Consider the following 25307-nt stretch of genomic DNA (forward strand, 5'->3'; position numbering starts at 1 on the left):
CGCACCCGCCAGCGCTAGGATCGGCAGGTCGATGTGCGCCCGGAGGGAAGGAAGGCAACACGTGCAGGTTGCGTGGGGTGCTGCCACCGATGCGGGCGGGCGCCGTCCGGCCAACGAGGACGCGGTGCTCGCCCAGCCGCCGGTGTTCCTCGTTGCCGACGGCATGGGCGGCCACGTGCACGGAGCGATGGCCTCGGACATCGTGGTGCGCACGTTCGCCGAGTTCTCCGACGCCTGGCACCCGGACGTGGAGGTCCGCGGGGAGCACGTGCTGGCGGCCATCCACGCTGCTCAGGAGCGGATCCGGTCCGAGCTGGCGCACCTCGGTGGTGCGGGCATCACCGCCGGCAGCACAGTGGCCGGCGCCGTGCTCACCGCGCACGACGAGAAGACGTACTGGCTCGTGTTCAACGTGGGCGACTCCCGCGTCTACCGGTTCTCCGGCGGTGAGCTGCACCAGGTGAGTGTGGACCACTCGGTCGTGCAGGAGCTGGTCGAGGCCGGCGCACTGCGGCCAGAGCAGGCGCGCGAGTCCCGGCACCGGCACGTGATTACCCGGGCGGTGGACTCCGGGCCGGACACCACCGCCGACTTCTGGCTGCTGGCCGCCGGCAGCGAGGACCGCCTGCTGATGTGCAGCGACGGCCTGCTGGACGAGCTCAGCGAAGCGCATGTCGCGAGCGTGCTGGCGGAGCGAGAGCTCGCCTCGGCGGCGGCCGAGGTGCTGCTGCAGGACGCGATCACTGGCGGAGCACGCGACAATGTCTCAGTAGTGGTGGTGGACCTGGCCGGTGAAGCCGACCTGGCGCACACCGCCCCGAGGATGGAACCTAGGGGTCAGGACATCTCGTCGGTGGGCACGACCGTGCCCCGCGAGCAGATTCGGTCCACGGAGGGATGACGATGGCAGGGAGCACGGCAGCCCGGTACGTCCGCGGCAGATGGTCAGCGCTGGTGACCGAGCAGGGCACGGCGCTGCTGCACCCCTCGATCGGGGAGGAACGCGTCCGCGGGGTGTGGTCGGCGCTGAGCGAGGGCGCTGGGGTCAGCGGCTGCCTGGAGGTGCTCGCTGCGGACGGGCTGGTCGACCTGCCCTCGTTCGGGCTCGTGCAGCACGGGCAGGGTGAGCTGCGCGTGCTGGTGCGCGGCGAGGTGCAGATCAGTGCCGCCGAGCAGGTGCTCGGTGCCGCTGGTATCGCAACCTGGCGAGAGGCGCTCGTACCCGCCCAGTCCTACCGGATCTTCGTCGCGGACGACGACGCAGCCGGGGTGGCGTGGCCGCTGGCAGCGGGCGTCGTGCTCGCCTCGGAGGTGGAGTGGCTGGGTGCAGCACCGGAGGTCACCGGGGCTGCACAGGCAGGCGTCCAGGCTGCTGAGGCCGCCCAGGGCCAGGCCGAGGTCGAGGGAGCGACCGCCGCGCAGGACGCGGCGGTGAGCTCGCCGGAGGTCGCCGCGCCGGTCCCAGCGGTAGGACCGGTGGCGGACGGCGGCGTGCCGCACGACGGGCCGGCCACCGACGAGGGTCCGCAGCAGGACGAGCCAGCCACGGGCAGTGGCGTGGAGCAGACCGAGGTGAGCCCCGCCGTCGAGCAGAGCGACGAGCACGAGATCGCCGCGGTGGCCGACGACGGGCTGCAGGCGGCAGCCGAGTCAGGTGAACCGGTCGAGGCCCCCGATGCGGTGGCGGCCGAAGAGGCCCCGGGCGAGGAGGAGCAGCCGGAGGCAGGTGCAGCGCCGGTCTCCGAGGAGACGCAGGTCGGTCAGCTGTCTGAACGGCGGCCCACGCACCCGGCACCCTCGCTGGCCGCTGAAGGCAGCGAGATCATCGACTCCCTGCCCTGGGCAGTGAGCACCGCCGACCGGGAGCAGGCAGCCGCTACCGCACCGGCGGCCGAGGCACCGGAGTCCTCGGCGCCGGAACCAGCTGCGGACGACCTGCCTGAGCACACGGTGCTCTCCCCGCGCGGTCCGAACGCCGCCGCTGCAGCGGCGGCCGCCAGCAGTCCGGTGCCGCCCTGGCAGCCGCCGTCGGACATGCCCCCACCCAGCGCAGCGGCCCCGGCCTACGGTCAGGGTGATGTGGACATCGACGGCGACCACGACGGGCACACCATCATGGTCTCCGAGCTGCCCAAGGACCAGGACATGACGATCGTGCCCGGCCTCGGGGACACCGACCTGTACGACGAACCCGGGCAGCGGCCGGCCGGCGCCCCGGCGCTCAGCCTGAGCGTGTCCACCGGCGCCGAGGTGCCGCTGGACCGGCCAGTGCTCATCGGGCGCGCCCCGGAGTCGGCCCGGTTCAGCGCGGGTGTGCAGCCCCGGCTGGTCACCGTGCCCAGCCCGCAACAGGACATCTCCCGGACGCACGTGGAGATCCGTGCGGAAGCAGGCAGCGCCGTCGTCACCGACCTGAACTCCACCAACGGCACTGTGCTCGTGCAGCCCGGTGCTGCCCCGCGTCGGCTGCACGCCGGCGAAGGTGCGTCCGTGCCGGCCGGTACGCTCATCGACCTGGGCGACGGGGTCACCGTGAACGTGCACCCGACCGACCAGGCCGGAACGTGACCCGGCGACCACCCTCACGGCCGCCGGAGATCCCCGGGTTCCGGTACCAGCGGCTGCTCGGCAGCGGCGGCTTCGCCGATGTGTTCCTCTACGAGCAGGAGCTGCCGCGGCGGAAGGTGGCGGTCAAAGCGCTGCTCGCCGACGCCGTCACCCCCGCCGGCCTGGCACAGTTCGTGGACGAGGCCAACCTGATGGCCCAGCTGTCCACCCACCCCTCGATCGTGACCATCTACCAGGCCGCCACGACCGCCGACGGACGCCCCTACCTGGTGATGGAGTACTGCCCCCGACCGAACCTGTCGGTGCGGTACCGCAACGAACGGATCGGTGTGGCCGAGTCGCTGCGGATCGCGGTACGTCTCGCAGGTGCCGTGGAGACTGCGCACCGGGCCGGAATCCTGCACCGGGACATCAAACCGGCGAACGTGCTCACCACCGACTACGGCTGGCCCGCGCTCACCGACTTCGGCATCTCCGTGGCCACCGCCGCCGCCGACGACACCGACCAGGCAGGCATGTCCATCCCGTGGGCAGCACCGGAGTTCTTCGCCGACGACGCCCCCCGCGGCGCCGGTGGCGACGTGTACGCCCTCACCGCCACGGTCTACACGCTGCTGGCCGGGCGCTCCCCGTTCGAGCAGGGGCGCGGGTCGAACTCGGCGCTGGACCTGATCACCCGCATCGAGCGCGACCCGGTGCCTCCGACCGGCCGAGACGACGTACCCCCGTCGCTGGAGGAGCTGTTCCGGCGCGGCATGGCCAAACGCCCGGAGGGGCGGTTCTCCTCCGCAGCGGCGTTCGCGCGTGCTATCCAGCGGGTGGAGCAGGAGCTGCACCTGACCCCCACTGCGTTGGACGTGCCGGACGCCTCCTGGGTGGAGACCGGAGAGGATGCTGAGGACCAGCGCACCCGGGTCCGGTCGATCAGCACGGTGCAGGTGAACCGCGACCCGAGCGCGACCCGGCACCGGCCCGCGATCATCGACCCGGCCGCACGCGGCCAGGAGGCTGCGGGAGCAGGGCGGGCCGCGGACGAGGGGGACGTCGGCGCACCGGGCTCGGAGCGTGCCGGTCGACGCCGGAACGCCTGGATCGCTCTCGGCGCGGCGCTGGTGGTGGTCGCGGCAGTGGCGGCGATGGCGATCGGTGCGCTGAACCAGCCCGGTGGTATCGAGGAACCGAGCCCGTCGGACTCGGTGGCCACCGCTGACACGCCCACCGCACAACAGTCCCCGCCACCACCGGTGACGGACCTGGACCTGGACCGCACAGGTGACGACGTGCAGGTCACGTGGACGGCACCGAAGTACGAGGGGGAACTAGAGTTCGTCATAGTCGTCACCTCCGGTGGGGACAGCTGGGACCTCAGTACCGGTTCTCGGACGTCGAGCACGATCGAGGACCGGGCCGACCAGGTCTGTGTCACGGTGAAGAGCATCGATGCCACGTCCAGGAAGGTGTCCAGTGATAATGGCAATCCGACGGCGTGCGCGTGACCACGGGGAGGGGCGAGACGATCGATGAGCATCCAGGTGGAGTTCTGCGGTGAATGGTTCGACGTCAGCAACGAGGAGACATTCCTCATCGGGCGGGAAGGGGACCTGGAGATCGATGACAACCCCTACCTGCACCGGCGGTTCCTGACCATCACCTACCACGACGACCTGTGGTGGTTGGAGAACGTGGGCAGCCGGCTGTCGGCGACCGTGGCGGACTCCGACGGAAACATGCAGGCCTGGCTCGCCCCGGGGGCGCGGTTGCCGTTGGTGTTCGCGCACACCTCGGTGCTGTTCACCGCCGGGCCGACCACCTACGAGATCGGCATCGTCGGGGACTCGCCACACTTCGAGCCGTCGGCCCCGGAACGCACCCAGGTGGGAGAGACCACGATCGGTCCGGTCACTCTCACCGAGACGCAGAAGCTGTTGATCATCGCGTTGGCCGAACCTGTGCTGCGCGGCCGCGGATCGACCGCCTCCATCCCGACGTCCGCCCAGGCCGCCGCCCGGCTGGGCTGGGCGATCACCCGGTTCAACCGCAAGCTGGACAACGTCTGCGACAAGCTCTCCCGGTTCGGCGTGCGCGGTCTGCGTGGTGGCCCCCGACAGCTGGCGGTGAACCGTCGCGCCCGCCTGGTGGAGCACGCGGTCGCCTCCCGGGTCGTGGTCCCTGCCGACCTGGAGCTGCTCGAGGAGAACGCACGGGCGGTTGCGGAGGCCGCCGAGTCCTGACCGCGGCCGGCCGCTGACCGCAGCTGCGGCCCGCGACGGCGGGCTGTGATGGGGAGCTCTTCCCGTTGGCTTCCCCAGGGCGGCATCGTAGACTGCCACGCGGACCGCAGGTCGACCAAGGCAGGGGCAAGGTGAGGATTCGAACGCGGCTGCGCCAGCACAAGCGTGGTGTTGCCAGCGCGACGATCATGTCGTTGGTGCTCGGCACCGTCGTGGCGCTCAGCCTCAACTACGAAGGCGTCGCCACAGCCGACGTGGACCTGAACGACGGCGGGGTCTGGGTCTCGAACAACTCCTCGATCATGGTCGGTCGGCTGAACTACCCGATCGGGGAGATCGACGCCACCCTGGCGGCGCAGAGCCAGGACGTGGACCTGCTGCAGCGCCAGGACGTCGTCTTCGTCCGGGACCGGGCCACCAACGGCATCCAGCGGGTGGACCCGGCGGCGGTGAGCGTGCAGGGGATGATCCCGCTGCCGGCGGACTCCGACGTGCAGCTCGGGGACGGCACCCTCGGGGTGCTGGTCGGCGAGACCGGTGAGTGGCGGGTGCTCGGGCTGAACGAGCTCGACGTGCTCCAGGAGTCCAGCGAGGACCCGCAGGCCGTGCTCGGCGAGGGGTCGGCCCAGGCGATCGCCGACGACGGTACCGCCTACGGGGTGAACACCCGTGACGGGGAGCTGCTCACCTTCGCCCCAGGACAGCGCACCGAACCCGAGGCGACCACCATGGACGCGGACCTGCTCACCGACGACACCCAGCTGACCGCCGTCGGGAACGATGTGGTGGCCCTCAGCTACGACGAGCAGGAGGACGCGCTCACCCTGCTGCGGCCGGAAGAGGAGCCGGTGGACCTCACCGGCCTGGACATCGACCGCGGCACCGCACAGCTGCAGGCACCCTCCGCCGACGGCGACGTGGTCGCCATCACCACCTCCGACGCCCTGGTGCTGGTGCCGCTGGATGGTGGCGAGCCCCGGGTGGAGCAGCCCAGCACCCCGGGCGAGCCGGCACAGCCCGTGCAGGTGGCCGACTGTGTGCACAGTGCCTGGTCCTCGGCCGGTTCGGAGTACATCCGGGTCTGCGGCGACTCCGAGGCCGTGCCGCTGCCAGTACCGGAAGGCACCGGTGGGGAGCTGAAGTTCCGCACGAACCGGAACTTCGTGGTCCTCAACGAGCTGTCCACCGGTAGCTCGTGGATGATCGAGGACACGCTGATCCTCGTGGACAACTGGGAGGACCTCACTCCGCCGACCGAGGAGGAAGAAGAGGAGGAAGAGGACTCCGAGGACCTCGAGGAGCGGGAGCTGGAGCTGGACCGGGAGGCAGAGAACCGCGACCCGGTCGCCCAGCCGGACTCCTTCGGCGTGCGGCCAGGGCGCACTGTGCTGCTCCCGGTGCTGGACAACGACTCCGACGCCGACGGCGACCTGCTTACTGTCGGTGCCTTCGAGGAGGTGGCAGAAGAGTTCGGCGTCGTGGAGCCGGTGCTCGGTGGCCGGGCGCTGCAGATCCGGGTAGCAGCGGAGGCCAGCGGCACTGCGAGCTTCCAGTACACCGCCGACGACGGCCGTGGTGGCACCGACGATGCGACCGTGGACCTGACCGTGCACGGGCCGGAGCAGAACAGCCCACCCGAGCAGCAGCAGGACATCGAGGCGACCATCACCAGCGGCGCCAGCACCGAGGTGAACCTGCTCGACGACATGCACGACCCCGACGGTGACCCGATGTACGTCGTCGACGCTGTCGATGCTGCCGGGCTGAACGTGGTCGCCAACCCCAACGGTCTGATCAACATCACCGACCCCGGGGTGCAACCCGGCGTGCACCAGGTGCGCGTCGAGGTCAGCGACGGGCAGGACACCTCCGAAGCGGTCATCGACGTAGAGGTGCTTCCGCAGTCCGCGCAACCACCGACGGCGGTCTTCGACTTCGAGACGGCGTTCGCCGGGCAGGCGATCACGATCGACCCGATCGCCAACGACGTGGACCCGAACGACAAGCCACTGCGGTTGGCGAACATCAGCGGGGCCGAGGGGGCGGAGATCTCCCAGAACTCAGACAGCACCACGTTCCAGTTCAAGGCCGAGACTCCCGGGGACTACTACGTCACCTATGTGGTGGCCGACGACGACGGCCTGTCCGCCACCGGTCTGGTCCGGGTGAACGTGCGGGCGGCCGAGGACGACGAGCCGATCGCCGTGGCCGACACAGCGCTGCTGCCTCCGACGGGCACTGTGCTGGTCGATGTGCTGGAGAACGACTTTGACCCAGCCGGTGGTGTGCTGGCGGTGCAGCAGATCGACGTGCCGGCCGGTCAAGGGCTGCGGGTCTCGATCCTGGACCACCGGATCCTGCGGATCAGCTCCGAGCGGGCCCTGGCCGCTCCGGTGACGATCAACTACACCGTCTCCAACGGCACCTCCAGCGCCGAGGGTGAGGTGCTGGTGCTGCCGATGGACGCCGAGACCCAGGCCCAGGGCCCGGTCGCAGTGGCCGACTCGGTCCGGGTGCGGGCCGGAGACCATGTCACCATCCCGGTGCTGGCCAACGACTCACACCCGAACGGGGTGCCGTTCAGCCTGGACGACGAGCTCGTGGAGGAGCCGGAGGAAGGGCTGATCTTCACCGCCGGGGACATGGTGCGGTTCCAGGCCCCGGACGAGGCCACCACGCTGCATGCCGTCTACTCGATCACCGACGAGAACAACCGCACCTCCTCCGCTCGCATCACGATCAACGTGCAGGCTCGGGCGGACGAGGCGAACACGCCGCCGGTGCCCCGGGACGAACAGACCCGATCGTTCGCCGGGGAGCGGATCCGCATCCCGATCCAGACCTACGGCATCGACCCGGACGGGGACTCCGTGCAGCTGCTCGGCACCGAGTCCGCTCCCTCCCTCGGGCGGATCGTGGAGGTCGGTCCCAGCTACATCGACTACCAGGCCTACACCGACTCCGCTGGTGCCGACGAGTTCACCTACGCTGTGCGGGACCGGCTCGGGGCGATGGCCACCGCCTCGGTCACCGTCGGCGTGATCCCGCCGCCGGCGACCAACCGGGACCCGGTGACCGTCAACGACCAGCTGAGTGTGCGACCGGGCCGTGCCGTGACCGTGGACGTGCTGGAGAACGACACCGACCCGGACGGTGACCAGCTCGCGCTGGACGACCCGCCCTTCGGTGAGACCGACGGGATCGACGCATCGGTGCAGGACGGGAACGTCGCGTTCACCGCACCGGAGGAGCCGGGCACCTACCTGGTGGAGTACAACGTCACCGACCTGCACGGTGGCACCGCCCAGGGGCTGCTCACCGTGGACGTCGACCCGGACGCCGAACCGCAGGCGCCGGTCGCAGTCGATGACGTCGTCCCGGCGAACGAGATCGTGGACCGTACCGAGGTGCGGGTCGAGGTGCTTGCCAACGACTACGACCCGGACGGCAGCCGAGAGGCGCTGGAGGTCTCCATCCCGGACGGCCAGGACGGCGTCCGCGAAGTGGACGACCAGGTCGAGGTCCAGCTCACCGACACCAGGCAGGTGGTCACCTACAAGATCACCGACGAGGACGGACTGTCCTCGTACGCCTTCATCGACGTGCCGGGGCTGACCGACACCGGGCCGGTGCTCCGCCCAGACCTGGAGCCGATCCGGGTGGAGGCGGGTGTCACCGAGACGATCGAGCTGAACGACTACGTCATCTCGCTCAGCGGTGACCCGGTGCAGCTGGCCGACACCACCTCGGTGCGCGCGAGCAACTCCGACGGGTCCAACCCGGTGGTGGACCCCAGCACCTTGCAGTTCACCTCCAGCCCCGACTACGTGGGTCCGGCGACCCTCACCTTCGAGGTCACCGACGCCGAGGACATCAACTCCGACGACATCCTCACCTCGGTGCTCACCCTGGACATCGAGGTCTACTCGGAGGAGAACAAGCCGCCGCGGATGCGCAACGGCTCCCTGTCCGCGGAGGTCGGTGGAGACGCGGTCACGCTCGACCTGGCCCGCCTGGCGGAGGACCCGGACGGACAGTCCACCGACCTGGAGTACGCGATCGCCGAGCAGGCGCCGGGCTTCACTGCGTCCCTGGACGGATACATCCTGACCGTGCAGGCGGACAACGACACCGCCACCGGCACGGTGACAGAGCTGCCGATCACGGTCACCGACGGCGAGTCCGACCCGGTCAGCGCCGCAGTAGAGCTGACCGCCACGGCGAGCAACCGGCCACTGATCAGCACCAACCCGGACGATGCCGGTGAAGTGCACCAGGGGCAGAGCACCACTGTGGACGTGCTGGAGAACGACTCCAACCCCTTCCCGGGCGAGCCGCGCGAGATCACCGACGTCCAGGTGGACGCAGAGCAGGGCACTGCCTCGATCGACGGCGACTCGGTCACCATCACCCCGGCCGATGACTATGTCGGCCGGATGACTGTGGTCTACACCGTCGTCGATGTCACCGGCGCCCCGGACCGAGAGGTGCAGGGGCAGGTGACCGCTGCCGTGCTCGGTGCGCCGGAGGCGCCGACCATCCCGCTGGTGGAAGAGGTCGGCAACGGCCAGGTGGCGCTGAGCTGGACGGCACCGGACGACAACGGCTCGCCGATCACCGGGTACACGGTCCACTACAACGGCGGCAGCCAGTCCTGCCCGTCCACCACCTGCACCATCTCCGGACTGTCGAACGGGACCACCTACACCTTCACCGCCGTGGCGCACAACGACGTCGGTGACTCTGAGGAGAGCCCGGCCTCGGCCGAGGCCACCCCGGACGTGCGCCCAGAGGCGCCGCGCGCCCCGTCCGTAGAGTTCGGCGACGGTGAGCTCACCCTGGACTGGAACGAACCGGCCAACGAGGGCACGCCGATCACCTCCTACGACGTGCAGATCAACCCGGCCGGTGGCCGCAGCCAGCAGTCGGTGAACGGCACCCAGATGACCTGGACCGGTCTGACGAACGGGCAGAACTACACCTTCCGGGTGCGTGCCATCAACGATGCACCGGACCCCGGGCAGTGGAGCGAGTGGTCCGCCGCCGAGCACCCGTCCGGTCCGCCGGCCCAGCCAGCAGCACCGCAGACCACCCGCATCGACGATGCCGACGGCGGACGTCTGATGGTCGAATGGAGCGCGCCGAACAACAACGGCGACCCGATCTCCTCCTACGAGCTGCGGATGTACCAGGACGGCGACCGCGTGCAGACCTTCACACCCGGGGGTGGGCAGACCTCCCGGGAGGTGCAGGTGGAGAACGCGCACGACTACCAGTTCAGCCTGGTGGCGATCAACCGATCCGGTGACTCGGAGATGTCTCCGCGGTCCGAGGAGGTGCGCTCCTTCGGCAAACCCGGTCGGGTGGGGAACGTCTCGGCGGAGCCGACAGGCGTGGACAACACGGCCGAGGTCAGCCATAACGAGCCGTCGAACAACGGCCAGGCGATCTCCCGGTACGAGTACCGGCTGAACGGTGGCAGCGTGCAGAACCTGCCCTCCGGCGGCGAGATCACCGTGCCCAACGACGGGACTTCCTACCGGGTCCAGGTGCGCGCCTGCAACACCTACTGCGGCGCCTGGAGCGCACAGTCGTCTGCGTTCAGCACCTACGGGAGGCCGGGAACCTCCACGGTGAACATCGATGCCTCTGCCGATGGGCAGCGCGTCAACTTCTCCTGGACGATCGGTGATCGCGACAACGGCGCTGCGCTGAACGCGAGCCGCTACCGCATCGACGGTGGCAGCTGGCACAACGTCTCCGGCCGGTCCGGCAGCGCCAACGTGAGCGGTGACTGGGAGGAGAACCACACCATCGACGTCCAGGTGCGCAACGAGCACGGCCAGTGGAGCGACTCGAGCGCTAGCAAGTCGCAGAAGGCCGACAAGGACCCGACGCCGCCGGCGAACCCGCGCATGTGGATCACCCACGGTGACGAGCGCGGCTGCCAGAGCTCCGGAAGTACCAGTGGCTGCGTACGGTTCAAGTTGAACTGGGAAGACATTCCAGCGGCGGATCAGGGTACGTACGATGTCTGGATCTCAGTTTCGAACGGCTGCTTCGACCGTCGCGGGCCATACTCCACGACCATCGACTCGACGGATGGCAGCGTCCAGCTCGGGAACTCCGGATACACGCCGCCGCACCTCGACCCGAACTGCAGCGGAACCGTGGATCTCGAGATCAGTCCGAACGGTGGATGGGCAGACGACACCGCTTGGTGACAGGCAGGCGTGACGAAAGGCACTCATGACAGCAGCACCTCTGACGGGGCAGCAGGCCCCGGTGACCCCCGACCAGGCGGCCTGGTTCGCCGACACGTTCGACCGGCTGGTCGCCAACGTGTCCGCTGCAGTGCTCGGCAAGTCGCACGTGGTACGGCTGACCCTGACCTGCCTGCTGACCGGCGGTCACCTGCTGTTGGAGGACTTCCCGGGCACCGGGAAGACCTCGTTGGCTCGCGCTGTGGCCGCCACCGTGCAGGCCAGCCACTCCCGGATCCAGTTCACGCCCGACCTGCTGCCCTCGGACGTGACCGGTGTGACGATCTACGACCAGAAGAGCCAGCAGTTCGAGTTCCACGCGGGCCCGATCTTCGCCTCCGTGGTGCTCGCAGACGAGATCAACCGTGCCTCGCCGAAGACCCAGTCGGCGCTGCTGGAGGTGATGGAGGAGGGGCGCGTCACCATCGACGGCAAACCGCACTCCGTCCCCGGCCCGTTCATCGTGCTCGCCACCCAGAACCCGGTCGAGCAGGCCGGTACCTACCGGTTGCCCGAGGCGCAGCTGGACCGGTTCCTGATGCGCACCTCGCTCGGGTACCCGGACCAGGCCGCCACTGTGGAGATCCTCAGCGGTGCCGCGGTCCGCGACCGTACTGCGGCGCTGTCCCCGGTGATCACCGCTTCCGCCGTGGTGGACATGGCCAACCTCGCTGGCGCGGTGCACGTGGACCCCGCCGTCCTCGCCTACATCTCCAGCCTGGCCGAAGCCACCCGCGAGGCTCCCGAGATCGCCCTCGGTGTCTCCGTGCGTGGTGCTCTCTCCCTGGTCCGCTGCGCCAAGACCTGGGCGGCCGCGAACGGCCGGCACTACGTGATCCCGGACGACGTGAAGGAGCTGGCCGAGCCCGTCCTGGCCCACCGCATGGTGCTGGACGCCGAGGCGGAGTTCGAGGGCGCGGACCCGGCCACAGTGCTCTCCCGGATCGTCTCCGAGGTGCCGCCGCCCGCGCAGCGGGGGCAGACCCCCGGAGCATGAGCACCCCGCCTGAGACGCGCCGGCGCATCGACACCGGCCCCAGCATCGGCGACGGCCTCACCCGGGCCGTCGCCGGGCTGCGCGACCCGATCCGGCGCACCACGTCGGTGCTCACCTGGATCACGCGAGCGGCCTGGATCGTGCTCGGCCTGGGCGTCATCGCCTGGGTGGTCGGCGCACTGGGCGGCTGGGTGGAACTGGTCGTGGTCGGTGCCGGTCTGCTCGCGGTGCTCCTGGGCTGCGCGTTCTTCGCCATCGGCCGGCACCCGTACGCGGTGAACCTGCGCCTGCGCGAGGGGCGTGTGGTGGTCGGCGAGCGTGCGATGGGTGGGATCGACGTACGCAACGTAGGCACCTCGCACGTGCTGCCCGCCCGGCTGGAGCTCCCCGTCGGCCCGGTCACCGCGAAGTTCGCCCTCCCCGGGCTGGACCCGGGAGCCGAGCACGACGAGCTGTTCGCGATCCCCACCGAACGCCGCGGGGTGCTCCAGGTCGGCCCGGTCCGCTCCGTGCGTGGCGACCCGTTCGGGCTGATCCGCCGGGCGGTGCAGTGGACCGACCCGGAAGACCTGTACGTGCACCCGCGCACGATCCGGCTGGGTTCCTCCTCGGCCGGGTTCCTGCACGACCTGGAGGGTCAGGTCTCCCGCGAGGTGACCAACGCGGACCTGTCCTTCCATGCCCTGCGCGAGTACGTACCGGGTGATGACCGCCGGTACGTGCACTGGCGCTCCTCCGCCCGGGTGGGGGAGCTGATGGTGCGTCAGTTCGAGGAGACCCGCCGCACCCACCTGGTCACCGCCCTGTCGGTGAACGACCGCGACTACGGCGACCCAGACGAGTTCGAGCTGGCCATCTCCGCTGTGGGGTCGCTCGGCCTGCACACGCTCGGCACCGAGTCCGAGCTCACCGCCCTCACCCAGCGCCGGGAGATCGTCACCCTCGGCCCGCGCCCGTTGCTGGACGACCTCACCCGGCTGGAGAGCCGGAAGATGAGCGAAGGGGTGGTGGACCTGGCCCGGGCGGTCACCCGGGACGCGATGCGTGCCACAGTCGCGATCATCGCCTGCGGGTCCACAGTGACGCCGCACCAGATCCGTGCTGCCGGTGCCGTGCTGCCCGCCGGGGTTCGGGCGCTGGCAATCCAGTGCCGCATCGGCGCCCAGGTGCGCGCCCACCGGCTCGGCGCCGTCACCGTGCTCGAGCTGGGCAACCTCGAGGACCTGCCCCGCGGCTTCCGAAGGCTCAAGGCATGATGCGGGGTAGCCCATGAGTGCCGACGCCGCAGCACCCGCCTCTCGTCGCGAACGACGCGTGCAGGCCCGCAGCTGGCTGACCCCGCTGGCCCGGTGGGCCAGCCTGCGCAACGTGCTCAACGCCGTCGTACCGGTGCTCCTGATCGGCATGGCGATCGCACCGCTGCACGCGGTCTACCTGGACCCGGCGCTGTACGCGGCAGTGGTCGGCGGACTGGTGCTCGGCGGCGGTATCGCCGTGGCCGGCGCCGCCTACCGTCTCGGTGCCGTGACCATGATCTCGGTGACCGTGATCGTGTTCTTCCTCTTCGGGGCACTGGCGGCCCCGTCGACGGCGGTGCTCGGGGTGATCCCCACGCCCACCACGTGGCAGCTCATGGGCGTGGGCATGGTGACAGTGTGGAAGCACGTGCTGACCGTGGCTCCGCCGCTGGGCGCAGGCGGTGTCGTGCTGCTGCTGCCGTACCTGTTCACGTTCGTGGCCGCCGTGGTCGCGGTGACCATCTCGCTGCGCACCCGCCGGCTGTACAGCCTCAGCCTGGCGCTGCCTGCGGTGGTGCTGATGGCCTCGATCCTGTTCGGCACGTACCTGTCCGTGCTCGCCGGTGTGCTCGGTGTGCTGGCTGTGGTGGTCGCGGTCACCTGGGTCGCCTGGCGTGCCGACCGCCTGGAGCTGAACCGGGTGCTCGCGGTCACCATCGTGCTCGCGGTCGCTGCCCTGGGTGGGACCGGTGCTTCGGTGTTCGCCGCGCCCACCTCGCAACGTGTGGTGCTGCGTGACTACGTAGAGCCGCCGCCGGACCCGCAGGACCTGCCCAGCCCCCTGGCCGGGTTCCGGAACTATGCCGACGAGCTCGCCGACGTCGACCTGTTCACCGTGTCCGGGCTGCCGCAGGACGAGACGCTGCTGCGGCTGGCCGCGCTGGACAGCTATGACGGGCTGGTCTGGTCGGTGACCGGGGAGAACGTTCCCGGGTCGGGAGTGTTCCGGCGGATCGGGGAACGGGTCGAGGTGGAGGTCCCTGACGACGCCTACGCCGTGGACGTGCACGTCTCCGGTTATGACGACGTGTGGGTGCTGAACGCCGGCGGCACGGTCGATGTGAACTTCTCCGGGGCCGATGCCGCCGACCTGAGCGACACGTTCTACTACAACCAGGCCACCGACACCGGGCTGACCACCGCCCGCCTCAGCGAGGGAGACGGCTTCGAGCTGGTGGCCGACCCGGCCGCGCAGGTGGTCCCGGAGAACGTCACCGAGCTGGCCGTGGCCAACATCACCTTGCCCGAGCCACGAGACGTGCCCGACGCGATCGGTTCGCTGGCCGGACGGTACTCCGCAGACGCGAACTCTCCCTACGCCAAGATCGAGGCGATCGCCGAGTCGCTGAGCAGCTACGGCTTCTTCTCCCACGGTCTGGAAGGGGAGGTGCCCTCCCGTCCCGGGCACGGGTCCGCCCGGTTGCAGGAGATGCTCGACGCCGAGCAGATCGTCGGGGACGAGGAACAGTACGCTGCGGCGATGGCGCTGATGGTGCGGGCACTGGGGTACCCCGCCCGGGTGGTGCTCGGCTTCGACGTGACCTCCGGGGGCACGGTGACGCTCACCGGTGAGGACGTGATCGCCTGGGTCGAGGTGCCGTTCGAGGGCGTCGGCTGGGTGCCGTTCTTCCCGACCCCGCCCGAGGACCAGATCCCGCAGGCGGAGGACCCTGACCCCGCAGACCGCCCCCAGCCGCAGGTGCTGCAGCCGCCGCCACCGCCGGAGGAGCCAGCTGAGGTGCCGCCGCAGGACCGTGACGACGCCGAGGTAGACAACAAGACCATCGACAAGCTCCCGTACTACAACCGGTGGGTGCTCATCGCGGGGATCGGCTCGGGTTCGTTGCTGGTCCTGCTCAGCCCGCTGTTGCTGATCCTGGCGATCAAGGGGTTGCGCCGCCGGCGCCGACGCACCCGCGGGGACACCGTCGACCGGATCACCGGCGGCTGGGACGAGGTGATCGACTCGCTGCGTGACCTCGGTGTGGCCACCCCGTCCGGGACCACCCGCAGCGAGCTCGCCACCCAGGTGGACGCCCAGGTCGACGGTGCCGATGTGCTCACCCTGGCACGCGAGGCAGACCGTGCCGTGTTCGCACCGGAGCAGCCCGCCGAGGAGCACGTGACCACCTACTGGGCGGCCATCCGACGCGCTGCCTCCCGGGTGGCCGCGGGCATGCCGTGGCGCCGCCGGATGCGCGCGCGGATCTCCACCCGGTCGCTGCGGCGCAGGAAGCGCTGAGGCCGGGCGGTAGCGAAGGGACCCCGTCCTGAGCCGAGGATGGGCAGACGATGGGGAGTCCTCCCCGTCGACCCTGCGCAGGGTGCTGCCTAGGCTCGACGAGTAAGCAAGAGTGAGGAGGGCCGGTGGCAGCCGAGCTGGTGGGCGCGGACGGGACGCAGCTGCTGCAGCAGCTGGAGCGCGCGAAGACCCGCGTCCAGGAGATCCGCAGGCACCTGGACCGAGCAGAGCACGCGATCGCCCGGACGATCAATGGTCAGGACGGTGAGGGTGCGGTCGAGATCGTGCTCGGTGCCGACGGGAACGTCGAGGCGGTGCACCTCGATCCCGACTGGCGGGAGCTGGTGGACGAGCAGGGGCTCCCGGCGGCGGTGACCGAGGCGCACCGCGCGGCACACGGCTCCCGCCTCGCCGACTGGTGCGGTGCACTACGGGAGAGCCTCGGGGCTCGCGGCTGGGTGCCGATGGTCCTGCGAGCGCAGACCGAAGCCCCCGATGGGCCACGGCTCCTCGGACCGGACCCGGACCTGAGCGGTATCGACCCGGACCTCTCCGACGGGCAGGTCGCCGCCGAGGTACGTGCCGCGCTGCACCGGGCCACAGGTGCAGGACCGCATGCTGCGGGCACCGAAGGGGCAGCGCCCGCTGCGGCCGACCGGGGCGCTGGTGCACCGGCCGACGCGCGGCGGCTGCGCGAGCAGGTGGTGGCGGCATTCGGCGACCTGTCGGTGGCGATCGATGCCGCACCTGCCTGGTTGGACATCACCCTCGTGGTCAGTGGCGCCCAGACGGTGCTGGGCATGCTCCGCGAGGTCACCGAACCGCTGCTGCACTCCGGAGCCGGTGCGCCCGAGAGCCAGGTACGGCTCACCGGCGGGCTGGACGTCGCCGTCCGGCGGGCACGGTCGCTGCTGGGGATCCCAGAAGGCCTGGGCGTGGCGCTAGGTGCGGTCACGGACTTCGTCACCGTCGCCGGTCCCGGGCTGGCTGGCGGTCGCTAGCAGCGGCCGACCGGTCGACAACAACCGACAACTGATGTCTTGGTGTACCCGCCTGCGTCTAGGGTGACATCTATGGTGTGGTTCTCTCAGGAAGGCCGTTGGCTGGAGCGCGGGCAGCTCGAGCAGGCGTGTGACCAGCTGCTCACCGAGGCGAAGGAACGGCTCGGCATCGAGACCTACCGCCGGGTGCTGCTGCTGCCGCCGGACATCACCCGGGCACACGCGGGGGTCGGCTGGATCACCGAGTACCTCTACCACCAGCTCGACCAGGCGGGTGCCGAGGTGCACGTGATCCCCACCCTGGGCCAGCACGTGCCGCACACCCCGGAGGACAACCGGTGGATGTTCGGCACCATCCCCGAGGAACGGATCCACGCCCACGACTGGAAGGACGGGGTCACCCACGTGGGCACTGTGCCGGCCGAATACGTGGCCGAACGCACGGGCGGGGCCGTGGACTGGGAGATGCCGATCGACCTGAACACCATGGTGATGAGGCAGGACTGGGACCTGATCATCAACGTGGGCCACATCGTGCCGCACGAGGTGCTCGGCTTCGCCAACCACAACAAGAACTACTTCATCGGCCTCGGCGGCAAGCGCACCCTCGGCGCTGCACACATGGCCTCGGCCGTGTACGGCATCGAGAACAACCTCGGCAACCTGCTCACCCCGGTGCGGGCGTGCTTCAACTACGCCGAGGAGCACTTCCTGGCTGACCTGCCGGACGTGTACCTGCAGGTGGTGATGGACTACCGCGAGGACGGCACCCTCGCGCACACCGGCGTGTACGTGGGCGACGACCTGGACACCTACTACAGCGCCGCACGCGCCTCGATGGCGCAGAACATCACCGCGTTCGAGGAGCCGGTGGACAAGATCGTCGCGGTGATGCAGGCCGACGAGTTCCGCGCCACCTGGGTGGCGAACAAGGCGGTGTACCGCACCCGGATGGCGATGGCCGACGGTGGCGAGCTGGTGATCATCGCCCCAGGGGTGGAGCGGTTCGGGGAGCAGCCTGAGGTGGACGCACTGATCCGCAAGTACGGCTACCTGAGCAAGGACGAGGTGCTCAGCCGGTACGCCACCGAGGCGGACATGCAGGCGATCCCGCACGCCACCGCGCACCTGGTGCACGGCAGCCCAGAGGGCCGCTTCACCATCACCTACGCCCCCGGCGGCCTCACCCGCGAGGAGATCGAGTCTGTGGGCTATGAGTACCTGGACCTGGACGAGGCGCTGCGGCGGTACGATCCAGAGCAGCTCGACGACGGCTGGAACACGCTGCCCGACGGCGAACGCATCTACTTCATCTCCACCCCGTCTGCAGGTCTGTGGTCCACCCGGGCCCGGCTCGAGGCCCGCGCCGGGCACGAACAGCACCACTGACCAGGAGCCAGGATGCTCGATCTCATCGGCGAGGCCGCCGCCTATCTGTCCGCCCCCGCGGGTCGGGCACGGTGGCAGGACACCTGGACGATGAAGCGCACCCGCCGTGAGGCGATGGGGCACCTCGCCAGCGCCTACGCCTCCTGGTTGCGCACCGTCTGCGGTGTGCTGGTCACCGTCGTGGCCCTCGGCGGGGCGTTCCTGCTCGGCCGAGGCGCAGGAGACCTGAGCGGTCCTGGCGGTCTGGTCGCCGTGCTCACCATGGTCGGGGGAGTGGTCCTGCTGCTGGCCGCTCTGGTGGGCGCCGGGTATGTGCTGCTGACCGGCACCCGGCTGGTCGGTGCGTTGCGCACCTGGAGCGCGGCCCGGGCCGACGACGGCGGACCCGGGGTGGGCAAGGTGCTCACCCCTGCCGTGATGGTGCGGCTGGTGCTCGCGCTGCTCGCCCTGCTCAGCGGCCTCGCCGTGGTGCTGGTCCGCACCGACGTGCTCAACCTCGATCTGCCCCTGACCGCGGGCGGGGCACCGGACGAAGCCGGTCAGACGTTGTGGGCGTGGTTCGCTGCGGTGATCGCCATGGCGAGCGGACTGGCCGCAGGCAGTGGTGCGGTCCGAGCGGGACTGGCCGTCCGCCGTCGACCCCGGACCAGGAGAGCCGCACCAGCGGCACAGGCCGCTGCCTCCCAGCAGCAGTACGCTCCTCAGCCCGGTGGTGGCATGTCGAGCGGAGCCGGCGGTGCGACGGCACCCGGGGGGTTGGACCTGGCCACCAGCGCACCGGCAGGTGCGGGGGCTCCCACGGGTGCAGCGGGCTGGCAGCCGCCGGCGACCATGGAGCAGCCGGTGCCCGTGGAGCAGCCGGTGCCCCCGTCAGCACCCGGATCGTCGGCCGAGGAGCAGTGGGCCGAGACCCGAAAGGTCGGCGACCTGCCCGCCGAGGCCCGCCCCACCGCGGAGCCGATGACCACCGCGCTGCGCGCAGTGCTGGCCGATGGACGCACCATCGCCGCCGAGGGGCTCACCCTGCTCGGGCGGTCGCCCGCCGGGCGTGCCGGTGAGCAGGTGGCCGCAGTGGTCGCGGTCGAGGACGCTGCGGTGTCCAAGACGCACCTGGCGATCCGGCTGGAGGGCGCCCAGGGCTGGGTGACCGACCGGGCATCGACGAACGGGTCGGTGCTGGTCCGTGACGGCAACCACGAGACGCTCACCCCCTGGCAGGAGGTGCTGCTCGCAGCCGGTGACCGGCTCCTGCTCGGCACGTCGACGGTGCAGATAGAGGCGGCCAGCTGATCGGTGGTACGGTGGCCAGCATGCGCATGAGCGTCAACCTCCTCCTTCGCTGCCGCGACGAGGCCTAGCAGGCCGGATCCTCGTCGCGGAGTGGTGGTGCCCGGCCATAGCCGACCACACGATGAAGGACATCCGATGACGAAGCGCACCCCCTACGGAATGCCGGTCTCCAAGTACGTCTCGTTCCACGAGGCGATGCCCACCGACATCTCCACGCTGATGACCGACCGCACCTGGCCGAGCAAGGAGATCACCAAGGCCCCGCGGTGGCTGTCCACCGACCTGCGGGACGGCAACCAGGCCCTGATCGAGCCGATGGACCCGGTCCGCAAGCGCACCATGTTCGACCTCCTGGTGAAGATGGGCTACAAGGAGATCGAGGTCGGGTTCCCCTCCGCCTCCCAGACAGACTTCGACTTCGTCCGCTCGATCATCACCGACGACGCGATTCCCGAGGACGTCACCATCTCGGTGCTCACCCAGGCCCGTGACGAGCTGATCGAACGCACGGTTCGCTCGGTGGTCGGCGCCCACCGCGCCACCGTTCATCTGTACAACGCCACTGCTCCGGTGTTCCGCGAGATCGTGTTCCGCAACGACAAGGACGCCACCAAGGAGCTGGCTACCGCCGGTACCCAGCACGTGATGGACCACGCGGAGAAGATCCTCGACGACGACACCATCTTCGGCTACGAGTACTCCCCGGAGATCTTCATCGACACCGAGCTGGACTACGCGCTGGAGGTCTGCGAGGCGGTGATGGACGTGTGGGGCCCGGAGGACGGACGCGAGATCATCCTCAACCTGCCGGCCACCGTAGAGCGCGCCACCCCGAACGTGTACGCCGACCAGATCGAGTGGATGAGCCGCAACCTCACCCGCCGCGAGCACGTGGCGCTGTCGGTGCACCCGCACAACGACCGGGGCACCGCCGTGGCCGCCGCCGAGCTGGCCGTGATGGCCGGAGCCGACCGGATCGAGGGCTGCCTGTTCGGCCAGGGCGAGCGCACCGGCAACGTCGACCTCGTCACCCTGGGGATGAACCTGTACACCCAGGGCGTGGACCCGGGCATCGACTTCTCCGACATCGACGAGGTGCGCCGCACCGTGGAGCACTGCACCCAGATGGATGTGCACCCGCGCCACCCCTACGGCGGCGACCTGGTGTACACCGCGTTCTCCGGCTCCCACCAGGACGCGATCAAGAAGGGCTTCACCGTGCGTGAGCAGCGGGTGGCCGAGGCCGGTGGCGACGAGGCGGACGTGGTCTGGAACGTGCCCTACCTGCCGGTCGACCCCCGCGACGTCGGACGCAACTACGAAGCTGTGATCCGGGTGAACTCCCAGTCCGGCAAGGGCGGGGTGGCCTACCTGCTCGCCTCCACCCGGAACCTGGACCTGCCCCGCCGGCTGCAGATCGAGTTCTCCCGCACCGTGCAGCGGCACACCGACGCCTACGGCGGCGAGATGAGCGCCGAGCGGCTGTGGGAGATCTTCGCCGACGAGTACCTGCCGGCCACCAGCGACAACGGGCTCACCCCGTGGGGCCGGTTCCAGCTGCACGCCACCCAGGTGGCCTCCGCCGGGGACGGCAGTGACGACGTGCTCACCGCCACCATCGTCGACCAGGGCACCGAGCACACGGTGCAGGCCCGCGGCAACGGCCCGGTGGCGGCGTTCACTGACGCGCTCGAGCAGCTGGGCGTGCAGGTCGCCGTGCTGGACTATGCCGAGCACGCGCTGTCCGAGGGCGGGGACGCGGCCGCTGCTGCCTACGTGGAGTGCGAGGTCCGCGACCAGGTGATCTGGGGCGTGGGTATCGACCCGTCGATCACCACCGCCTCCTTCAAGGCGATCATCTCCGCGGTAAACCGCGCCGTCCGCTAACCCCCCCAGTTCGCGAACGCTCTGGTTTGCGGTGTGAATCGGTTCAGCAGCCGCGAAGGCGAGCGTTCGCGATGGGGTGGTGGGGACTAGCTCCCGCTTGGTCGACCATCCCTTCGGCCGCGGGCGTTCGGTGGCGGCGCGGAGGGTCGCGACCCGGCCCTCCCGTGACCATCGAACAAGGGCGCCGCACGGAGCCACCCGGCTCCGGCGGCGCCCTTGTCACTCCCAGGGTTCGCGAACGCTCTGGTTCGCGACCTGAATCGGTTCAGCAGCCGCGGAGGGGAGCGTTCGCGAGGGGGGTGGGTCAGGGGGAGAGGCGGCGCCAGAGGCGGTCCCAGGGCCGCTCGGTCACCGCTATCAGCACTTGCTCTCCTGAGGCCAGCCGCGCCAGCGACCGAGCCCGGGCACCGAGCAGCACCAGCACCATCGCCGTCGTGGAGAACAACCCGGCCACGGCGATCACCCCCAGTGCCCACCGGTAGTCGCCCAGGGCGGCGGGAGCGCCACCTGCACTCAGGTCGAGCACGACGCCGACGACGATCGCCACCACCATCGACCCCAGGAACCCGCCCGCATTCACCAGCCCGGTGGCGGTGGCCATCGTCCGAGGGCTGTTGTAGTCCCGCGCCAGGTGGAACCCGATCTGCGAACCAGGCACCCCGGTGGCCAGCAGCGCCAGCACCAGGCCGATGACCACAGTCGGTGGCCGGCCACCAGGCCAGAGCACCAGCGTGCCGATACCCAGGATGCAGATCAGGGCCACAGCGAGACCCATCGCGGTGCGCCACTCCGGGCGGCGGCCGGCCAACGGACCGATCACCAGGCTGGAGAGGAGGTTGCCGAGCACGTACACCGACAGCAGCGACGCAGCGGCGGCGTCGTCGTACCCCAGCCCCTCGGTCAGGTAGGGGTACCCCCACACCAGGGACACCACGGTGCCCGCCGTCATCGTGCCCTGGTGCAACCAGAACGCCAACCGGGTCTCCCGGCGGGCCCAAGCCACGCGCATCGTGCCGGTCGGCCGGGCGGGGCGGGTGACGCCGGCGGCGGTGCTGGCGGCGGTCTGGTCCGGGTCGCGGCGCGAGCCGGTCGCGCTCGCCGACCCGTCCTCCTCACCCGTGTCGGTGCGGAACGGAGCAGCGACCGCCGGGCGGAGCAGCAGCAGCGCATAAGCCACGGAGATGCCACCGGTGATCAGGAACGTCTTCGTCCAGCCAAGAGCGCCCAGCGCGAGCACCAGCGGCACGGTCGCGGCAAAGTTGCCGAGCATGCCGACCAGCCCGGTCGCCATCGTCAGCACCGCGTAGCGCCGCCGCGGGAACCAGCCAGCCACCAGGCGGAGCACGGCGATGAACACCATGGCATCGCCCACCCCGAGCAGCGCCCGGGCCAGCAGCGCCACCGGGTAGGAGGTGGCGACGGCGAACACCAGCTGCGCCGTGCCCATCACCACGGTCGCCACCAGCAGCACCCGCCGTGGGCCGAACCGGTCGATGGCCAGTCCGGCGGGTACCTGCATGGCGGCGTACAGGCCGAGCTGGACCATGATGAAGCTGCCCAGCTCGGTGGCGGAGATGTCCCACCGGGCCACCGCCTGCGGGCCGGCCACCCCGAGCGAGGTGCGGTGCACCATGCCGAAGAAGTACACGCCGACCGCGAGCAGCCAGACCAACCAGGCGGAGCGGCGGGCCGCATCCTCGATGCGGGAGAAGTGGCTGGTCACGGTGGCCCATTCTCTCACCCCGGCTTCCTGGCCGCTGCTGTCGGCAATGTCCGGACACACCCCTGGCGCCTCCGCCGCCGTCACGGCTCATACGGACCACTATTCGTCAGCGGATCGCCTCATCGGGGTACACACTCAAATAGTGAGCGGCGTTGGGGCCGTCTCCGAGCGAATGGGGTCGGATCATGGGGAGCTTGACGGCATGCCGGAATGGTTGACTGTGAGCTTCAAGGCCTACAGTCGGGGGTAGCGTCGCCGACGAGGTTGCCCATGGTGGGTCTGCGGTTCGACCGCGTTGATTGGCTGCGCTGCTGCTACGGCCGCGTTGGCAGCGGCTCACGCGTATCTGAATGAACGCGGAGGAGTCTGTCCATCCGGTCAGAGGTTGGAGCTGCGGTGGGCCACCTATAGTCCGTTGGCTTTTCCAACAAGTATCGGGTGCATGTTCTGATTGAGGCGAATAGGTGGTTGGTCGGATTGTACAAGCTTCGGCAAGCGGCGCTTGGTACTGCAGCGCTAACGCTGACCAACTTCGCTGTTGTGGCGGTAACGGCCAGTTCGCTGCTTGAGGCTGTTCGTACCGTACTGTTGCCGTGCGCCATCGGCGGCGGGGCGATACTCACCGTGCTGTACTTCTCAGATCGTTCGGCACAGCGACGTCGGGCACGACCAGAGTGACGTCGTCGGGTTGTCACTGCCCCAGATCTGTCGGCTGGCTGAGTCAGGATCAGCCCCATCTGGCCAGAGGTGCGGTGGCGGGGCCATTCATCACCGGATGAATCTCTCGGGCACGGCACCACTCCGCTGACGTTTCGCGGCGCCGTCACCGGAGACACCGCGCGTCTGCAGGGGGCTTGTCGGTCCGATAGGTGACAATGGGAAGGTGAAGCTCTACCGGGACGAGGCGATCGTGCTGCGCACCCACAAGCTGGGTGAGGCCGACCGGATCGTCACGTTGCTGACCCGCCGCTATGGGCAGGTGCGCGGGGTGGCCAAGGGGGTGCGCCGCACCAGCTCGAAGTTCGGCGCCCGGCTGGAACCGTTCAGCGTGATCGACGTGCAGCTCTACGCCGGCCGGAACCTGGACGTGATCACCCAGGTGGAGACCCTCGCTCCGCACGGTCGCCCGCTGGGCGGGGACTATGCCCGCTACACCACTGCCACCGCCATGGTGGAGACCGCCGGGCGGCTCACCGAGATCCCTGGCGAACCGGCCACCCAGCAGTACCTGCTGCTCTCCGGCGCGCTTGCCGCGCTCGCCGAGCAGCGCCACCCGGCCACCCTGATCCTGGACTCCTACCTGCTGCGCGCGCTGGCGATCGGCGGCTGGGCCCCGTCGTTCACCGAGTGTGCCCGGTGCTCCGCCCCGGGTCCGCACCGGGCGTTCGCGCCGGCGCTGGGCGGTGCGGTCTGTGGGGACTGCCGCCCGCCCGGTTCGGCAGCGCCCGCCCCGGAGACGTTCACCCTGCTCGGTGCGCTGCTCGCGGGGGACTGGCCGCTGGCCGAGGCCAGCGAGGACCGGCACCGCACCGAGGCCTCCGGGCTGGTGGCCGTCTACACCCAGTGGCACCTGGAGCGTCAGCTGCGCTCGTTGCGGCTGGTGGAGCGGGCGTGAGACCAGCCGCACACCAGCACCACCCGGTCGCGCCCCCACCACATCCCTCCGGCGCCCGCCCGCCGGCGATCCCTGCCGAGCTGGTACCCCGACACGTGGCGATCGTGATGGACGGCAACGGCCGGTGGGCCAACGCCCGCGGACTCACCCGCAACCAGGGGCACGCCGCCGGGGAAGCGGTGCTGCTGGACGTGGTGGCCGGTGCCATCGAGCTGGGCATCAGCCACATCAGCGCCTACGCCTTCTCCACCGAGAACTGGAAGCGGTCACCCTCTGAGGTGCGCTACCTGATGGGCTTCAACCGGGACGTGCTGCGCCGCCGCCGGGACGAGATGAACGACTGGGGGGTGCGGGTGCGCTGGGCCGGTCGCCGTCCCCGCCTGTGGCGCTCGGTGATCACCGAGCTGGAGGAGGCCGAACGGCTCACCGCCGGCAACTCCACCTGCACGCTGACCATGTGCGTCAACTACGGCGGCCGGGCGGAGATCACCGACGCGGTCCGGGCGATCGGCCGCGAGGTCGCCGCCGGGCGGCTGGACCCCGACCGGATCACCGAACGCACCCTCGCCCGGCACCTGGACGAGCCGGACATGCCGGACGTGGACCTGTTCCTGCGCACCTCCGGGGAGCAGCGCACCTCCAACTTCCTCATCTGGCAGTCCGCCTACGCCGAGATGGTCTTCCTGGACAAGCACTGGCCGGACTGCGACCGCCGGGACCTGTGGGCCGCCGCCGAGATCTACGCCAGCCGGGACCGCAGGTACGGCGGAGCCCAGGACCGGCCCGCCGCCCGCTGACCTGCG

15 protein-coding genes are annotated in these 25307 nt (G+C 70.2%); 14 read left to right on the top strand and 1 reads right to left on the bottom strand.

Translation table 11 applies throughout. From position 1 onward, the window contains the following. Positions 1 to 61 precede the first annotated feature (61 nt). The 12 genes from K338_RS21860 (at position 62) to leuA (ending at position 21166) form a co-directional block, all read left to right on the top strand. On the top strand, positions 62 to 901 hold the full coding sequence (locus K338_RS21860; protein WP_022918098.1) for a PP2C family protein-serine/threonine phosphatase: 840 nt from the start codon (positions 62 to 64) through the stop codon (positions 899 to 901). A 2-nt stretch (positions 902 to 903) separates the two neighbouring features. Next, a complete protein-coding gene (locus K338_RS0110325) occupies positions 904 to 2568 on the top strand; it encodes an FHA domain-containing protein (protein ID WP_040653532.1) in 1665 nt (554 codons plus the stop codon). After that, on the top strand, positions 2565 to 4064 hold the full coding sequence (locus tag K338_RS21865) for a serine/threonine-protein kinase (RefSeq protein ID WP_022918100.1): 1500 nt from the start codon (positions 2565 to 2567) through the stop codon (positions 4062 to 4064). The genes K338_RS0110325 and K338_RS21865 overlap by 4 nt, the downstream gene beginning before the upstream one ends. Positions 4065 to 4088: 24 nt before the next feature. After that, positions 4089 to 4799: an FHA domain-containing protein gene (locus tag K338_RS0110335; protein WP_022918101.1), complete on the top strand. Its 711-nt coding sequence runs from the start codon at positions 4089 to 4091 to the stop codon at positions 4797 to 4799. Positions 4800 to 4930: 131 nt separating this feature from the next. Continuing rightward, entirely contained in the window at positions 4931 to 11023 is a 6093-nt protein-coding gene (locus K338_RS21870; protein ID WP_157612349.1) for an Ig-like domain-containing protein, read from the top strand. A gap of 25 nt (positions 11024 to 11048) precedes the next feature. Next, on the top strand, positions 11049 to 12059 hold the full coding sequence (locus tag K338_RS0110345) for an AAA family ATPase (protein WP_051154755.1): 1011 nt from the start codon (positions 11049 to 11051) through the stop codon (positions 12057 to 12059). Beyond that, positions 12056 to 13315, top strand: coding sequence for a DUF58 domain-containing protein (locus tag K338_RS0110350; protein WP_022918104.1), 1260 nt, complete (start codon positions 12056 to 12058; stop codon positions 13313 to 13315). The genes K338_RS0110345 and K338_RS0110350 overlap by 4 nt, the downstream gene beginning before the upstream one ends. Positions 13316 to 13328: 13 nt before the next feature. Continuing rightward, positions 13329 to 15599 carry a transglutaminase-like domain-containing protein gene (locus K338_RS0110355; protein ID WP_157612351.1) on the top strand — a complete coding sequence of 757 codons (2271 nt, stop codon included), beginning with the start codon at positions 13329 to 13331 and terminating at the stop codon, positions 15597 to 15599. Between the two features lie 125 nt (positions 15600 to 15724). Continuing rightward, complete coding sequence (locus tag K338_RS0110360; RefSeq protein WP_022918105.1) at positions 15725 to 16600, top strand: YbaB/EbfC family nucleoid-associated protein; 876 nt, start codon at positions 15725 to 15727, stop codon at positions 16598 to 16600. A gap of 72 nt (positions 16601 to 16672) precedes the next feature. Beyond that, the gene (locus tag K338_RS0110365) at positions 16673 to 17989 is read left to right on the top strand and encodes a nickel-dependent putative hexonate epimerase (protein ID WP_022918106.1); all 1317 of its coding nucleotides are present in this window, start codon (positions 16673 to 16675) and stop codon (positions 17987 to 17989) included. 12 nt (positions 17990 to 18001) lie between these two features. Continuing rightward, the gene (locus K338_RS0110370) at positions 18002 to 19279 is read left to right on the top strand and encodes an FHA domain-containing protein (RefSeq protein WP_022918107.1); all 1278 of its coding nucleotides are present in this window, start codon (positions 18002 to 18004) and stop codon (positions 19277 to 19279) included. 135 nt (positions 19280 to 19414) lie between these two features. Continuing rightward, positions 19415 to 21166: a 2-isopropylmalate synthase gene (leuA, locus tag K338_RS0110375; RefSeq protein WP_022918108.1), complete on the top strand. Its 1752-nt coding sequence runs from the start codon at positions 19415 to 19417 to the stop codon at positions 21164 to 21166. A 304-nt stretch (positions 21167 to 21470) separates the two neighbouring features. Here leuA and K338_RS0110380 read toward each other — a convergent pair whose 3' ends face one another. Continuing rightward, positions 21471 to 22907, bottom strand: a complete 1437-nt coding sequence (locus K338_RS0110380; RefSeq protein WP_157612353.1) for an MFS transporter — start codon at positions 22905 to 22907, stop codon at positions 21471 to 21473. An 865-nt stretch (positions 22908 to 23772) separates the two neighbouring features. Between K338_RS0110380 and recO the strand changes: the two genes are divergently transcribed. Further along, entirely contained in the window at positions 23773 to 24504 is a 732-nt protein-coding gene (recO, locus tag K338_RS0110385; protein WP_022918110.1) for a DNA repair protein RecO, read from the top strand. After that, the gene (locus tag K338_RS0110390; protein WP_027286700.1) at positions 24501 to 25301 is read left to right on the top strand and encodes an isoprenyl transferase; all 801 of its coding nucleotides are present in this window, start codon (positions 24501 to 24503) and stop codon (positions 25299 to 25301) included. The genes recO and K338_RS0110390 overlap by 4 nt, the downstream gene beginning before the upstream one ends. The last annotated feature ends 6 nt before the right edge of the window (positions 25302 to 25307 follow it).

Origin of the sequence: Ruania albidiflava DSM 18029, from assembly GCF_000421225.1 — a bacterium.
Classification (GTDB): domain Bacteria; phylum Actinomycetota; class Actinomycetes; order Actinomycetales; family Beutenbergiaceae; genus Ruania; species Ruania albidiflava.